Source organism: Streptomyces sp. NPDC059037, assembly GCF_042740015.1.
Taxonomy (GTDB): domain Bacteria; phylum Actinomycetota; class Actinomycetes; order Streptomycetales; family Streptomycetaceae; genus Streptomyces.
The window spans coordinates 12,682-27,716 of record NZ_JBHYIG010000111.1 but is presented as its reverse complement, the minus strand read 5'-3'; the positions used below and the strand labels follow the sequence as shown (position 1 = coordinate 27,716).

At 73.2% G+C, this 15,035-nt stretch carries 10 protein-coding genes and 1 pseudogene; 3 read left to right on the top strand and 8 right to left on the bottom strand.

Features of this window, described 5'->3' with window-relative positions:
• From ACFWY6_RS22930 to ACFWY6_RS22915, 4 genes and pseudogenes are all read right to left on the bottom strand, one after another.
• Window positions 1–413: pseudogene (locus tag ACFWY6_RS22930) on the bottom strand (hypothetical protein); the annotation flags it as partial.
• Between the two features lie 274 nt (window positions 414–687).
• Window positions 688–2,094, bottom strand: coding sequence for an FAD-dependent oxidoreductase (locus tag ACFWY6_RS22925; protein ID WP_384693310.1), 1,407 nt, complete (start codon window positions 2,092–2,094; stop codon window positions 688–690).
• Window positions 2,091–2,396 carry a (2Fe-2S)-binding protein gene (locus ACFWY6_RS22920; protein WP_384693316.1) on the bottom strand — a complete coding sequence of 102 codons (306 nt, stop codon included), beginning with the start codon at window positions 2,394–2,396 and terminating at the stop codon, window positions 2,091–2,093. Before ACFWY6_RS22920 ends, ACFWY6_RS22925 begins: the two co-directional genes overlap by 4 nt.
• Before the next feature lie 166 nt (window positions 2,397–2,562).
• A complete protein-coding gene (locus ACFWY6_RS22915; protein WP_384693307.1) occupies window positions 2,563–3,729 on the bottom strand; it encodes an NAD(P)/FAD-dependent oxidoreductase in 1,167 nt (388 codons plus the stop codon).
• A 109-nt stretch (window positions 3,730–3,838) separates the two neighbouring features.
• On the opposite strand from ACFWY6_RS22915, the gene ACFWY6_RS22910 reads away from it, so the two are divergent.
• The 3 genes from ACFWY6_RS22910 to ACFWY6_RS22900 all read left to right on the top strand — a co-directional run bounded on the left by ACFWY6_RS22910 (window position 3,839) and on the right by ACFWY6_RS22900 (window position 6,728).
• Window positions 3,839–5,281, top strand: coding sequence for an aminopeptidase P family protein (locus ACFWY6_RS22910; protein ID WP_384693304.1), 1,443 nt, complete (start codon window positions 3,839–3,841; stop codon window positions 5,279–5,281).
• Window positions 5,282–5,447: 166 nt separating this feature from the next.
• Entirely contained in the window at window positions 5,448–6,227 is a 780-nt protein-coding gene (locus ACFWY6_RS22905) for a polysaccharide deacetylase family protein (protein WP_384693313.1), read from the top strand.
• 24 nt (window positions 6,228–6,251) lie between these two features.
• Window positions 6,252–6,728, top strand: a complete 477-nt coding sequence (locus ACFWY6_RS22900) for an SRPBCC family protein (RefSeq protein ID WP_384693301.1) — start codon at window positions 6,252–6,254, stop codon at window positions 6,726–6,728.
• Window positions 6,729–6,740: 12 nt separating this feature from the next.
• On the opposite strand, the gene ACFWY6_RS22895 is transcribed toward ACFWY6_RS22900, so the two are convergent.
• The 4 genes from ACFWY6_RS22895 to ACFWY6_RS22880 form a co-directional block, all read right to left on the bottom strand.
• The gene (locus ACFWY6_RS22895) at window positions 6,741–7,955 is read right to left on the bottom strand and encodes an FAD-dependent monooxygenase (protein WP_384693298.1); all 1,215 of its coding nucleotides are present in this window, start codon (window positions 7,953–7,955) and stop codon (window positions 6,741–6,743) included.
• Window positions 7,956–8,030: 75 nt separating this feature from the next.
• On the bottom strand, window positions 8,031–11,204 hold the full coding sequence (locus ACFWY6_RS22890) for a S41 family peptidase (protein WP_384693295.1): 3,174 nt from the start codon (window positions 11,202–11,204) through the stop codon (window positions 8,031–8,033).
• A 53-nt stretch (window positions 11,205–11,257) separates the two neighbouring features.
• Window positions 11,258–12,805, bottom strand: a complete 1,548-nt coding sequence (locus ACFWY6_RS22885; protein WP_384693293.1) for a nitroreductase family protein — start codon at window positions 12,803–12,805, stop codon at window positions 11,258–11,260.
• A 72-nt stretch (window positions 12,806–12,877) separates the two neighbouring features.
• Window positions 12,878–14,884 (bottom strand): TOMM precursor leader peptide-binding protein, encoded by a 2,007-nt coding sequence (locus ACFWY6_RS22880; RefSeq protein ID WP_384693290.1) that lies wholly within the window; start codon window positions 14,882–14,884, stop codon window positions 12,878–12,880.
• Window positions 14,885–15,035: the final 151 nt, after the last annotated feature.

Sequence of the window (15,035 nt, the reverse complement as noted above, 5' to 3'; positions counted from 1 at the left end):
CCAGGGTCTGGGGCGTCCGTGCCGTCGGCCGTGCGGTGTGCGGCGGTTGGGTACGGGGCGCGGGCGGCAGCGTCCGTGCCGTCGGCCGGGGAGGCAGGGCGGCCGCCGTCGGCCAGGGTCTGGGGCGTCCGTGCCGTCGGCCGTGCGGTGTGCGGCGGTTGGGTACGGGGCGCGGGCGGCAGCGTCCGTGCCGTCGGCCGGGGAGGCGGGGCGGCCACCGCCGTCGGCCAGGGTCGGGGGCGTCCGTGCCGTCGGCCGGAGCCGGGGCGGCCATCGCCGTTCGACCAGAACCCGGACAACCGCCACCGTCGGCCAGAGTCGAAGGCGTCGCGCCGTCGGCCAGAACCGGGGCAGCCACCGCCGTCGGCCACAGTCGAGGACGTCGTACCGTCGGCCAGCACCAGGGCAGCCACCGCCGTTCGACCAGAACCCGGACAACCGCCACCGTCGGCCACAGTCGAAGGCGTCGTACCGTCGGCCAGAACCGGGGCAACCGCCGCCATCGGCCACAGTCGAGGACGTCGTACCGTCGGCCAGCACCAGGGCAGCCACCGCCGTTCGACCAGAACCAGGACAACCGCCACCGTCGGCCAGGGTCAAGGGCGTCGCGCCGTCGGCCAGAACCGGGGCGGCCATCGCCATCGGCCAGGGCAGGGGCGTCGCGCCATCGGCCGGAGTCAGGGGCGGTCACCCCGGCGGGCCCAGGTCGGGCTCGTCCTCGCCCGCTCGTGCGAGGACCCCCAGCGGCACCGGCCGGGCGAACGGTCTGCGCGCGGGCGTCGCCTCGCAGCCCGTGAGCCCGTCGACGGCCGCCCCGCACATCCGGCCCTGGCACCAGCCCATGCCGGCGCGGGTCAGGAGCTTCACGCTCCGCGCGTCCGTCGCCCCGAGTTCGTCGACGGCCTCGCGGACCGCCGACGCGGGGACCTCCTCGCAGCGGCAGACGAGGGTGTCGTCGCGCAGCAGCTCGGCCCAGTGTGCGGGCGGCGCGTACACGGCGTCGACGGCGGCGGCGAACTGCCGTGCTTTGGTACGGGACTTGGCCGCCGCCGCCCACGAGCGAGGGTCGGGCGCCCGCCCCCGGAGCCGGGCGGCGGCGGAGCGTCCCGCGATGTGCCCCTCGGCCAGGGAGAGGGCGGCGCCGCCGATGCCGGTGCTCTCACCCGCGGCCCAGACGCCTGGCACGTCGGTGCGCTGCTCGGCGTCGACGGCGACCCCCGGTCCGACGATCCGGCAGCCGAGCGCCTCGGCGATGTCGGTGTGCGGCAGCATGCCGTGCCCCACGGCGAGCGTGTCGCAGGGGATGCGCCGCTCGGTGCCCGCCTCGACCCGCCCCGCAGGGTCGAGCGCGGCGACGGTCACCGCCTCGATCCTGTCCTTCCCGTGCGCCTCGACGACGGTGTGGTGCGGCAGCAACGGCACACGGTGGCGCAGGAGTTCAGCCGCGTACGAGGCACCCTCGGCGAGCTTGGCCGGGTGGGCGGCGAAGGTCACGGCGTGCCGTGCGAAGCCCTTCGGCCCCGCCGACTCGACCAGCGCCGCGACGTCGGCCCCGGCGGCGGCGAGACCGACGGCGACCGGCATGAGCAGCGGTCCCGTTCCGGCGACCACGGCGTTGCGTCCGAGGAGCACGAGGCCACCCTTGAGCATGGCCTGCGCACCGCCGGCGGTGACCACGCCGGGCAGCGTCCAGCCGGGGAACGGCAGGACCTTCTCGTATCCGCCGGTGGCGATCAGCACGGCGTCGGCGCGCACGGTCCCGGGCTCTTCCTGCTCCGGCCCGAGCAGGGCGTGCACGGTGAAACCAGGCGGTTCCAACTGGCGTTCCACGAACCACACATGATGCTCCGCCAGATGCGTGATGCGCCCCGCTTCGACATGCCTCGCCAGGCCGTCCCGCAGCCGCTGCCACGTCCGCCACTGGTGGTGCAGCTCCTGCGGGCGCCGGGCGCCGAAGGCGCGGGGAGGCTGCCGGTAGAACTGTCCTCCGGGCTGCGCGGCCGAGTCGACGAGGCGTACGCGGATGCCCCGGTCCGCGGCGGCGAGCGCGGCGGCGAGACCGGCGGGACCGGCGCCGATGACGGCGAGGTTCATCGCGCCTCGCCCGTGTCGGAGCGGCCGGTCCCGTCCTGGCTGCGGATGTCGTCGCCTGGCGCGGCGGGCACGAGGCAAGCGCGTTGATTGGGGCGGCCGTTGACCGTGACCAGGCAGTCGAAGCAGACGCCGATCCCGCAGAACACGCCCCGCGGTTCCGCACCGCTCCGCGTGGTGCGCCAGGCGGCGACACCGGCCGACCACAGCGCGGCGGCAACGGTCTGACCGGGCAGAGCGGGAAGCTCGCGGCCGTCAAACATGACGGTGTACGCCGCCCCGGGGCGGGCGCGGACCAGGTCCATAGGGGTGACGCGCTTACTCACAAAGCCTCCTCGGCAAATCGACCGGACCGAAACGGACCGAGCCCAAGGCCCGGACTCACCCCACCGAGCACCTCGACGGTCAAGCGCCCCGCCCCCGCCGGCCCCAGGCGCTCCCGGACCCGACCCAACCGCATGACACGCACGCTCACGAAACCCCCTCACCAAATCGATCCGGCCGAAACGGACCGAGCCCAAGATCCGGCCTCACCCCACCCAACACCTGAGCGATCAAGTACCCCGTCCCCGTGGCCAGTCCGATGCCCGCGCCCTCGTGCCCGCACGCGTGGAACAGCCCCGGCATCCGCGCGTCCGGTCCGATGGCGGGCAGGTGGTCGGGCAGGTAGGGGCGGAACCCTACGTAGGCGCGCATCGCGCGGATGTTCTCCAGGAACGGGAAGAGCCGGGTCGCGCCCGCCGCGAGGGCCCGCATGACGGGCAGCGAGAAGCTCCGGTCGAAGCCGACCCGTTCACGGCTCGCGCCGATCAGGACCGGCCCCGCCGCCGTGCCCTCGACGACCGGTGAGGTCTGCAGCGCGGCGGATCCGCTGGCCACATCGGCCACGTAGTCAGCGGCGTACACCTTATGCCGGACCATGCGCGGCAGCGGCTCGGTGACCAGGACGAATCCGCGCCGGGGCAGGACGGGGAGGCGCACTCCCGCGAGGGCGGCGACCTCGCCGCCCCAGGTGCCCGCGGCGTTCACGACCGCCGGGGCGTGGATCTCCCCCTGGTCGGTGCGGACACCCCGGACCGCGCCGTCCGCGGTGCGCAGCACGGCGGTGACGGTGCGGCCGGTGCGCAGTTCAGCACCCAACGACCGTGCCACGCGTACCAGTTGGGCGGCAGCGAGCGTCGGCATCACCTGGCTGTCCTGGGGATAGTGAACGCCACCGACCGCGTCGGGGGCGAGGTGCGGTTCGAGTGCGCGCAGCTCATCGGCCGCGACGGCACGCGCGTCGACCCCGGCCGCCCGCTGCCCGGCGGCGAACTCCCCGAGCGCCGCGAGCCCTTCGCCGGACGAGGCCACGACGACGCCGCCCTTGGCCTCGAACTCGATGCCCGCGCCGAGGCCGGGCTCGGCGGCGAGCTCGGCCCACAACCGGCCGGAGAGCAGGGCGAGTTCAAGCTCGGGCCCCGGCTCCTTGTCGGAGACGAGCAGATTCCCCTCGCCCGATCCGGTCGTGCCGCCGGCCACGGGACCGCGGTCCACCAGGACGACGGACAGCCCGGCACGCGCCGCGTACAGCGCACAGGCAGCGCCCACCATCCCGGCGCCGACAACCACAACATCGCAGGTCAGCCGCTTGGTCACATCAGTACTATGTCACATATTCCCTTATGGGCCAAGGGTATCTACGGTGGCAGGACGGCTGTGGCGAACAGTCGGACGAGACCCGTACCTGGCAGCAAAGGTGAACCAGATGACCGATTCCACGAAGCCCGCCCCCAGGCCCGAGGGGCGCAAGAACGGCCTCTACCCCGCCATCTCCGAAGAACTCTCCGCCCTGATGAGAACGGGCTGGGCCGACACCGAGCAGCGCGACCTGCGCCCGGCCGAACAGTCCGCGCACGCCGCCCGCCGCCGCGCCGCCCTCTCCGCACGCTTCCCGGGCGAGCGCCTCGTGATCCCCTCGGGAAACCTCAAGACCCGCTCGAACGACAGCCATTACCCCTTCCGCCCGTACTCCGCGTACGTCCACATGACCGGCGACCAGGCGAGGGACTGCGCCCTGGTCCTCGAACCGCGCCCCGGCGGCGGCCATGACGCGCACCTGTACCAGCTCCCCCGCGACGGCCGGGACAGCGACGAGTTCTGGACCGGCATGACGGCCGAGCTGTGGATGGGCCGCAGGCGCAGCCTCGCCGAGTCCGAGCTGCTGCTCGGCCTGCCCTGCCGCGATGTCCGCGACGCCCCCGCCGAGCTGGCGGAATCCGCCGTGCCGACCCGCATCGTGCGCGGCCACGACCCGGCACTCGAAGCGGCGGTGACCACCGACGAGCAGCGCGACGCCGAGCTCGACGAGGCGCTCTCGGAGCTTCGCCTGATCAAGGACGACTGGGAGATCGGCGAGCTGCGCAAGGCCGTGGACTCCACGGTGCGCGGATTCACCGATGTCGTACGGGAGTTGGCGACCGCGATCGCCACGTCGGAGCGCTGGATCGAGGGCACCTTCTTCCGCCGCGCCCGCCTTGAGGGCAACCACATCGGGTACGGATCGATCTGCGCGGCGGGCGAGCACGCGACGATCATGCACTGGCAGCAGAACGACGGACCCGTGCGTCCCGGTGAACTCCTGCTCCTGGACGCGGGCGTGGAGACCCACTCCCTCTACACCGCCGATGTCACCAGGACCCTCCCCATCGACGGCACCTTCACGCCGCTCCAGCGCAAGATCTACGACGCGGTGTACGAGGCGCAGGAGGCGGGCATCGCCGCCGTGAAGCCGGGCGCCGCCTACCGCGACTTCCATGACGCGGCGCAGCGGCACCTCGCGCACCGCCTCGTCGAGTGGGGCCTGCTCGACGGCGACCCCGACCGGGTCTTCGAGCTGGGCCTTCAGCGCCGCTTCACCATGGCGGGCACCGGCCACATGCTCGGCCTCGACGTCCACGACTGCGCCCAGGCGCGCACCGAGGAGTACGTCGGCGGCGTACTCGAAGCGGGGATGGTGCTGACCGTCGAGCCCGGCCTGTACTTCCAGGCGGACGATCTCACCGTGCCCGAGGAGTACCGCGGCATCGGGGTCCGCATCGAGGACGACCTCCTGGTCACGGCCGACGGCAACGAGAACCTGTCGGCGGGTCTGCCGCGGGACGCTGCCGCTGTGGAGAGGTGGATGGGTGACCTGACGGCCGGTCGCTGAGCGCTCCGCGCGGGGAAGTGCAGGCCTCGTCCGCGGGTGCGTCGTGGCTGGTCGCGCAGTTCCCCGCGCCCCTTCGGGGCGCTCCTCGTGGCACCTCCACAGGACACTATGCACTCGATGTATACACGCTATGTATAGTCATCGCATGCCCGCTTCGAAAAGCAAGATGAAGAGACGCGCCAGCCGGTTGCTTTCAACCACCACCTTTACGACGGTGGCCGCCCTGGGCCTCGCCATGGCCCTCACGGGGTGCACCAAGCTGGAGACGACCTCGCCCAGCACCGTCCGCAACGGCGGCGCGGCCGCGAACTCCGCGAACCAGGTGAAGCTGGGCACGGTCGACTGCAGCAGGGCCAAGTGCGTCGCGCTGACCTTCGACGCCGGGCCGAGCGAGAACTCGGCGCGGCTGCTCGACATCCTCAAGGACGAGAAGGTGCCCGCCACCTTCTTCACGCTCGGCAAGAACCACATAGCCAAGTACCCCGAGCTCGTGAAGCGCATGGACGCCGAGGGGCACGAGGTCGCGAGCCACACGTGGTCGCACAAGATCCTCACGGACATCGACCCCGACGAGGCACGTGAGGAACTGCGCAGGCCCAACGAGGCGATAGAGAAGCTGATCGGCCACAAACCGACGCTGATGCGCCCGCCGCAGGGGCGCACCAACGACGAGGTGAACAAGATCTCCCGCGAGGAGGGCCTCTCGGAGATCCTCTGGAGCGTCACCGCCAAGGACTACACGACGAACGACTCCGCGCTGATCCAGAAGCGCGTCCTCGACCAGACCGAGCGGGACGGCATCATCCTGCTGCACGACATCTACAAGGGCACGGTGCCCGCGGTGCCGGGCATCATCGACGGCCTGAAGAAGCGGGGCTTCGTCTTCGTGACCGTCCCGCAGCTGCTCGCGCCGGGCAAGGCGGAGCCGGGGAAGGTCTACCGGTAGCCCGCCGCCTGGCAGGATCGGCGGGTGGCTCTCTTCCGGATCGACCAGGAATCGCCCCTGCCCACCCACGAGGTCTGGCGGCGGCTCACCGCGTGGGAGCGGCACGGCGACGTGGTCCCGCTGACGCGGGTCGTCGTCAGGACGCCCCAGCCGACGGGCGAGGGAACGGTGTTCGTCGCGCGCACCGGTCTTGGCCGCATCGGATTCGACGACGTCATGCAGGTCGTGGTGTGGCGCCCGCCGGGCCCGGACGGCGCGGGCCTGTGCCGTCTTGAGAAGCGGGGGTCGTTCGTGACGGGCTGGGCGGAGATCGAGGTGTCCCCCCGCCCCGGGCCCGCCGGTTCGCTCATCGCCTGGCGCGAGGACCTGCGGGTGCGGTGGCTGCCGGCCTTCTGCGACGGGGCGTTGAGGCCGGCGGCGCGGTGGATGTTCGGGCGGGCGGTGACCAGGCTCCTGGCATCTCCGCCGCCCCGGCCCGACGGAGGCGCGCCCGGCGTTTGAGGAGAGGCGGGACTACTCGCGCGATGCCCGCGTACGGGCGTGCAGCGTCCGCGCCACCTTCGGCCCCAGCCACCGCTTCATCCTCCGCAGCGGCTCCAACTGCTCGGCGGCGCGGTCGATTCGGTAGTAGAGCTGCGGCGGGATGTGCGGAAGCAGGGGCGAGTGGCGCTGGCCCAGGAGTGCGAACATCTGGGGCGGGTCGAGGCGGATGTAGCGCGGCAGGTTCTCGTACCACTGGGCGCTGTAGCGGGCCGCGCTCTGGACGGAGAGCAGTGCGGACCTCCGCTCGCGCCCGTAGGCGTCCAGGGCGGGTTCGAGGCGCGGGCTCCCGCGCAGGGCCGCCGCCAGGGCGAGGGCGTCCTCCAGGGCGAGGGTGGTGCCGGCGCCGATCGAGTAGTGCGTGGTGTGCGCGGCGTCGCCGAGCAGGACGAGGTTGTCGCGGTGCCAGGTGCGGTTGGTCAGGGTGCGGAAGTTGAGCCACTGCGCGCCGCCGTCGGCCTGCGCCCTGCCGATCAGGCGGTGCCCGTCGAGCGGCCCCGCGAAGAGCCGTTCCAGGAGGGCGAGGCTCTCGGCCTCGCTCGCCTCGTGCAGACCGAGGCCGGTCCAGGTCTCCGGGGAGCACTCGACGACACAGGTGCTCCGCTCGTCGCTGAACCGGTAGCCGTAGCACCAGATCCAGCCGTGCGCGGTCTCGACGAAGGCGAAGGTGAAGGAGTCGAATACCTTGCTGGTGCCGAGCCAGATGTACTTGTTGCGGCCGACCGCGACCTCGGTGCCGAAGTGCCCTGCGTGCCGCTCGCGAAGACCGCTGTGGACGCCGTCGCCCGCGACGACCAGGTCGGCGTCGGAGAGCATGTCCGCGGCCGTGATCTCGCTCTCGAACTCGACGCGTACGCCGAGGGACCGGGCCCGCCGGGTGAGGATGTCGAGCAGCCGGTGGCGGCCGATGCCGAAGCCCTCGTCGCCGTGGTGCACGGTCTTGCGGTCCCCCACGTGCGCGATGCCGTCGCTCCAGCGGACCGAGTGCCCGACGACGGCGTGCGCGGACTCGGGGTCACCGGCCCGGAGCTTGTCGAGCAGGCCGCCCCAGTAGGTCACGCCCCAGCCGTAGGTGGACCCGGCGGGGTTGCGCTCATGGACGGTGATGTCGTGGGACGGGTCCTGCCGCTTGAGCAGGATCGAGAGGTACAGGGCGGCGGGTCCGCCGCCGACGCAGGCGACCTTCACACATGCTCCCAATGCGACACAAAGTGAAAGATTTTTCACGCAAGGTAGCAGGGATGGCGGAAGGCCCAGCGGACGTCACCACACCGGGGGCGGCGGCGACGCGACGGGATGTCCGGCGAGCCGGTCGAGCCCGGCGCGGACCGCCTCCTCCAGATGGCGGTCCCGCCCCGCGACCAGATCCCCGGGCGTGCACCTCACCTCGATGTCCGGCGCCACTCCCCTGTTCTCCAGCTGCCAGCCGTCCCGCGCGAACCAGTACGCCTCACGCGGCAGGATCAGTCCGGTGCCGTCACCCAGGGAGAAGTTCCAGTCCATCACGTTCACCCCGCCCCAGGTGCGGTTGCCGACGACGGGGCCGACGCCAAGGGCACGGACCGCGGCCGCGGCGACATCGCCGTCGGAGCCCGTGAACTCGTCGGTGACCACGACGACCGGGCCCCGCGGAGACAGCGAGGGGTAGCTCAGCGCGGAGCCGCCGCGGGTGACGCGCCAGCCGAGTACGCGGCGCGCGAGCGTCTCGACGACGAGCTCGGAGAGATAGCCGCCGGTGTTCTCCCGGAGGTCCACCACGACGCCATCGCGGTCGAACTCGGTGCGCAGGTCGCGGTGGAACTGTGCCCACCCCGACCCCAGCATGTCCGGGATGTGCAGATAGCCGAGCCGCCCGCGCGACGCGTCGGCGACCAGCTCGCGGCGGGAGGCCACCCAGTCGTGGTACCGCAACGCCGCCTCGTCACGCAGCGGGACGACCACCACGGTCCGTGGCTCACCGCCCTGCCCGGGGCGCACGGTCAGCCGGGTGGCCAGACCCGCCCGGCCCGCGAGGAGGACGGCGGGGCTCCGGTCGGGCGTGACGGACACGCCGTCGACCTCCAGGACCGCGTCGCCCTCGCGTACGCCGACGCCGGGTGCCCGCAGCGGCGACACCGCGCCCTGCACCGAGGCGTCGCCGCGCGGCACCCGGCCCACGCGCCAGGTCCCGTCCGCGTCCCGCGTCAGGTCGGCGCCGAGCAGGCCCTGGGCGCGCCGTTCCCGGTGCGGCGCCGGGCGTTCGGTGACGTAGGCGTGGGAGCAGCCGAGCTCTCCGTGCACCTCCCAGAGCAGGTCGATGAAGTCGTCGTAGCAGCCGAGCCGCCGCACCAGCGGCCGGTACCGGTCGAGCACGGCGTCCCAGTCGACGCCTCCCATGTCGGCGCGTACGTAGACGTCGCGGATGAGACCGCCGTCCTCGTCGAAGCCCTGGGCCCAGCGCGCGGGCGGATCGACCCGGACGCGCACCCGGTCCAGGTCGACGTCCTTCGCCTCGCCCGGCGCCGCGGGCCGGTCGGCGGGCAGCAGGGACAGCGCCGAACCGGTCCTGGCCAGGACCCGCAGGCCGTCTCCGGTCACGGTGTACTCGTCGACGTCCGCCCGGATCTCGCTCGCGCGGCCCGCAGCGAAGTCCCAGCGCATCAGCGTGCCGCGGTCCGCGAGCCAGTCGCCGCTGGGGTTCTTGCGGATCCACAGCACACCGCCGTCGGCCGCGCGCAGGTCGATGAGGTCTCCCGCGGGTACGGGGAAGGCCTCCACCCGCTCGGCGATGGCCTCCCGGTCGAGCCGCGTCCCGACGCCACCGGGGTCCGGAGCGGGGCGCGGGTCGTGCGGCGAGAAGGGTGACGGTGTGTCAGCGGCCAGCGGCAGGAGGCAGAGCCGGGTGCCCGCCGCGAACGCCGGTCCCAGCAGGTGCGCCTGCGGGGTCGTTTCGAAGTTCCGCTCGGACAGGAAGGCCAGATGGCGCCCGTCCGCGGTGAACGCGGGCGAGCGGTCGCTGAACCGCGGCTCGGTCGCCCGCACCACCGCTCCGTCCTCCAGGTGCGCGAGTCTGATCTGGCGCACCTTGTTGGGGTACGGATGTGACCAGGCGAGCCACCGCGAGTCCGGCGAGAAGACCACGTCGGTGACCTCACCGCCGTCGGTGCGGTCCACCTCGGTCACCTCACCGGAGTCGACGCGCACCACGAGGACGCGGCCGTCGTGGGCGGCCAGCGCCAGCGAGCAGCCGTCGGGCGCCGCCACGAGTTCCCGCACCCGGCCAAGGCGCCCGGCACCGAACCGGTGCGACGCCGCCTTGCTGCCGGAGACCGCCGGCGGCGTGCTGACCTCGATCGCCTCGTGACCGTCCACGACCACGACGCGGGCGACCCTGCCGGAGTCGCCGAGGACGCGGGGCAGCCTGGCCCGGGTGCCCGGTTCCACGGCCAGCGCCCGCGCGGGCTCGTCCGGTCCGCCGAGCCACTGCGCCGAGCCGCTCGCCGTGACCACCACGCCCTCGCCGGTCCGGTCGGCGTCGAAGCCCTCCAGCGCCTCGCTTCCGGTGACGGTGTACGGCGCGCGCCCGGCGCCCGGACTGCCGAGGGCGACGTCGACGCGTACGGCCTCCTGATCCGGGCCGAGGCCGGGCAGCAGCCACAGCTCGCCGCCGCTCTGGTAGACGACGCGGGTGCCGTCCGTGGTGGCGTTGCGCGTGGCGAAGGGATGCGCCGTGTGACGGCGCAGATCACCGCCGTCGGGCAGGCTCGACCAGAGCCGGCCGTTGTCCTCGTGGTCGGAGAGGAAGGCGATGCGGCCGCCGACCCACAGCGGGCACTCGATGTTGCCGTCGATGTCGGGATGGACCCGGGCGAACTCGCCGTCCCCCGCCCGGTCGATCCACAGCCGGCCGGTGGTGCCGCCCCGGTACCGCTTCCAGAACGCGGCCTCACCGAACATCGAAGGGGTCTGTACGAGGACGGCGCCCGCCGGTCCGTGCGCCACCCCGGAGACCGGTCCGTAGGGCAGCCGCCTCGCCGGGCCGCCGTCGAGGGGAACCGCCCAGGCCCAGGTCCTTCGCGTGGCACGCTCCCCGGCCGCGCTCACCACGAGAATTTCCTCGGACGAGAGCCAACCGAGCACCCGCGTACGGGAGTTGGCCCAGTGCGTGACGCGGACGGGGACACCACCGTCGACCGGGGCGACGACGGCCTCGGGCGCGCCGTCGCGCCAGGCCGTCCACGCGAGCAGCCGGCCGTCCGGGCTGATGCGCGGATGCCGGGCCGGTTCCCGCTCCGCGCTGGCGCGCCACGCCCGGCCACCGCCGAGCGGCACGGTCCACACGTCCTGCTCGGCGACGAAGGTCAGCAGGCCGTCGTGCAGGTGCGGGTCACGCAGGTAGCCGTCCGCCGGGCGGGCGATGCGCGGGCGGGGCGACGGCGTGGGCGAGGGCGAGGACAAAGGGGTGCTCCCGGTCAGGCGTGGTCAGGGGGACGTCGGCGCGGCGGTCGGCGTCAGTACAGGCGGTCGTCCAGGCGTGCGATGCCCTCCGAGTGGTGGCCCATGAAGACGCACAGCAGGCCGTGCCGGCCCTCCGCCGTGAGCCCGATGGCGTCTTCGAGCACGGGGCCTTGGAAGCCGAGCACGATGCCGGAGGCAAGACCGGCCCGGGCGGCGGCCAGTTGCAGCCGCTGGGCTGCCGCGCCCGCGGCGACGGCCGCGTACCGGTAGGCGCGAGGACCGGCCCGTGCGACGGCGCGCTCCGGCTGCCAGTGGGAGACCACGGTCACGGCGGCCTGGCCCACCGAGTAGTTGGGCAGGGTGTAGACGCGGTCGTCCAGTGCCGTGGTGTCCGCCACCGGCACCAGGGCGTGCCGCTCGGGGTGGTAGTCGTACACACCGGCTTCGAGACCGGCCACGCGACGGGCCGCGAGCCGCAGACGCACGCCTCCACACGTTCCCCCGAGCCCGCGCGACGCCGCCCGCAGCGCCTCACCCAGGTCTGAACTCCGCACTGGGCGGCCGCCATTGAAGCGTCCGTTCGCGGATGCCCTGCGGGCCAGGGCGTCGGCGACGGGAACGGGACCGGCACCCGAGTCGGCGCTGTCCGAGGTGTCCAACGGCACCGCGTCCGACGGGGGATCCGGCAGCGACTCGTCCAACTCTCCTGGCCCCGAAGGCAAGTTGACCGAAGTCGCCTTGTGCACGGCGCTCACCAGAGGAAACTCGCGGGTCTCACGGGAGCGTTCGCGAGGAGCGCTCCGGACGGGGCGGGCCCGGTGATCGTCGCACCGGAGCGGGCTCCCGGGCGGCCGGTCGGCCCAGGAGAGCGGAAGGACCGCCAGCACACCGCCCTCGTGGGGGGCCAGGCCCAGCATCCGGGCGAGCGCCCGGTCGTCGAAGGCGAGACACGGGTCGCCCACGACACCGTACTGCTGCCCCAGCGCACCCCATGAGCCGAGGAAGGCGCCCAGGTCGTGCAGCATCAGGTGGTAGGCGAAGTTGTTGTACTTGTACGCCGACTTCCAGAAGCGCAGCGCGCAGAGCAGGTACGCGTCGGTCCCGTCGGGTCGCTCCGGGCGCAGGGCCGCGGCGATCTCCGGCACGGGGTTCCCGGCGGCGACCCGCTCCAGCGCGTGCAGCCCCGAGGCGTAGTGATGGATCCCGGAGGACATCGGCGCCGATGGGCCCGCCGCCACGTACAGCTCCAGGGGGTAGGCGCCGCCCCCGGACGGGGTGCCGCGGCCCCAGCGGGCCCCGGTCAGTGTCGTCGCGCCCGCGATGTCGGGGCTCCAGTCGATCTGCCAGCGGCGGGACAGCACCCCTGCGGAGAGATGGAGGAACGAACCGAGGAGCGGCAGGTCGAACCGGCCGTCGCCGGCGGGGACTTGGGGGTCGTGCAGGGGCAGCGGCCGCCGTTCGGTCTGCGGGTAGTAGGTGTGCGGGTCGGGCCGGTCGGCCCAGTCGGGTGCGAATCCCGGTGGCGCGATCGGAGCCGTCCAGCGCGTGCGCACGGCGTGTACGTAGTCGAGGACGGCCTGCGCCGCATCGTTCGGAGCCATCGCTCTCCTCCGCCTGACGGTCGTTCAGTCATGGTTCGTCGGGTCACCGCAGGGCGGCGATCCAGGTGCCCGTCAGGGGAACGGGTGCGGGTGCCGGTGGATCTCTTCGTCGCTCAGCGGCGCGGAGCGCAGTCCGGCCCGGTGGGCGGCGGTGCGCAACCGCTCGCTGCGCAGGGCCCGTTGCTGGTCCCAGCCGAAGTCGATGGGGATGAGCCCCTGGGAGACGACGGCGACGGTGCGCACTCCGATGCCGAGCTGTTCCGGCGGCGTCTGGTCGACGACGGCCAGTTCCCCGTCCACCGCGTCGGTGACGAGCCGTGCGCAGTGGGCGAGTTGGCTGCGTACGTCGCCGTCCCGCGGTCTGACGCGGTTCCAGTCCGCGAACACCTCGTCCAAGGGCCGCGGCCCGGTCTCCCGGGCGCCGAACAGGAATTCCGTACGGTCCGCCATCTCCGGCAGGCCGTAGAGCATCAGGTGGTCGTGCAGGGTGCGCACCTTGTCGTAGTCATCGGCCATGGCGCGCAGTTCGCTCTCGGCGGTGGTGACGCGCGCGGCGAAGTTCTCCACCAGCGACGACACCTCGCCCACCGCCGATGCCACGGCGTCGGCCGGTTCGAGCGCGGCACCGGCCGAGAAGACGACGTCACCCGGGCCCGGTACGCGGCGCTTGGCGACGCAGAGCACCGCGGGCACGGGCAGGTCGATCCGCATGTCGAAGAGGTGGATGTCGTACCCCTCGCCGCTCATCCGGTCGATCAGAGCGGCCGTCCCCGAACGGCCGCAGTCGCGGGGGTCGATCGCCTGGACCTGCTGCGCCCCGTACCAGGTGAGCAGAAACGCGTCGCGCTCGATCAGCTCCAACAGGCCGAACAGGGCGGCCTCTTCGAGGCAGCTGCCGGTGGCGCAGCCGCTGGAGGAGCTCGTCGTGAAGCGCACACCGGGCGGGCGCGGCCCGTAGAAGGCCAGCTGTTCGGGTACGAGGACGGCCCGCTCGTCACGCAGCGAGTGACCCCACAGCCACTCCAGGCTCAGATCCGGGGTGAAGGGCACCATGTGCGGGCTGCGCGCGGCGTAGAACTCCGGCCCGTGCCCAAGGCCCGCCCGCGGGTCCAGGGCCGGCAGGGAAAGACGCCGCAGCTCGTTCAGCGAAGCCGTGGCCGCGGCCCTGCGGCCGCGGGCGTGCTGTCCCGCGTACCGCTCAAGGCCTTCGAGGAACGCCATGGCCTCGCTCTCGGCGTACGACTGGGAGTGCCCCGACCAGCTCACCTCGTACAGGGGCACGCCCTCGGTCCGCGTCCCGCCGAGGCGCATGGTGCCGTTGAGGTTGGCGTTGACCGCCGCCCCGCGCGACGATCCGGTCGACAGGGCGCCCAGGACGCCGCACACAGGGTTGACCAGCGCCTTCTTCGGGAGGGCGTAGTCGCGCCAGCTCCGCAGCCGGGAGCTGCCGGGTGCGAGGCCCGGCCGCGCGGTGGGAAAGCCGATGGCCTGGGGCGGCGCGTCCGGCCAACCCGGGCCGCACTGCGGGCAGTCGGGCTCCGCGAGCAGCGGATGGCGGGTGGTCCGCCCTGTGCTCAGGTCCACTTCGATGACGTCCGCCAGGTCCGCTCTCCGCGCGTCGCGGGCGTCGCCCCGCGCGCACAGCCGGGCGAGGACGGCCGCGATGTGCGGTGTGCCGAACTCGGCGAGGAGCGGGGTGCCGCCGCCCGCCACGACGTACGCGTCACCGTCCGCTTCGAGCGCTTCGCGCTCGTGCTCCTTGCGCAGGCGCAGCCAGCGGCGGCGCAGACAGCCCACACACGGGCGGACCGGCGCGTGGCCGGGGGCAACGGGGTGTTGTACGGGGCCGATCAGCGCGGTGGTCCGGTACAGCAGGACGGGCACACGGAGTCGGTCGGCGTGCGCGGCGGACGCCGGTGCCGGGGCGTCGTCCTTGCCGGGCAGGCCCAACGTGCCGATCTCCACGAGCAGTTCGCCCGACGTGAGCCCGTAGCGGGCCGCCTCCCGCGCGAGCCCGTCCCGCACCGCCGCCACATCGGCGGACGGTTCCCCGGCGGCGGGCAGCGTCACTATCTCCATGGGTTGAGCGCGCTCCTTGTAGGTGGCGGGGGCGTGGCCGTGGGGCCAGGGCCGTGGGGGGGGGGGCCGGGGGGGGGGCGCCCCCGCCCCCCGGGGGCGGGGTGTATGTTGAATAAAAAAAAAAAAACAACACAGAACACAATGAAATAGA

Excerpts from the sequence above, each read along its gene's own strand:
- ACFWY6_RS22880 (WP_384693290.1), bottom strand. The coding sequence starts at position 14,884 with ATGGAGATAGTGACGCTGCCCGCCGCCGGGGAACCGTCCGCCGATGTG.
- ACFWY6_RS22925 (WP_384693310.1), bottom strand. The coding sequence starts at position 2,094 with ATGAACCTCGCCGTCATCGGCGCCGGTCCCGCCGGTCTCGCCGCCGCG.
- ACFWY6_RS22920 (WP_384693316.1), bottom strand. The coding sequence starts at position 2,396 with ATGGACCTGGTCCGCGCCCGCCCCGGGGCGGCGTACACCGTCATGTTT.
- ACFWY6_RS22885 (WP_384693293.1), bottom strand. The coding sequence starts at position 12,805 with ATGGCTCCGAACGATGCGGCGCAGGCCGTCCTCGACTACGTACACGCC.
- ACFWY6_RS22910 (WP_384693304.1), top strand. The coding sequence starts at position 3,839 with ATGACCGATTCCACGAAGCCCGCCCCCAGGCCCGAGGGGCGCAAGAAC.
- ACFWY6_RS22905 (WP_384693313.1), top strand. The coding sequence starts at position 5,448 with ATGAAGAGACGCGCCAGCCGGTTGCTTTCAACCACCACCTTTACGACG.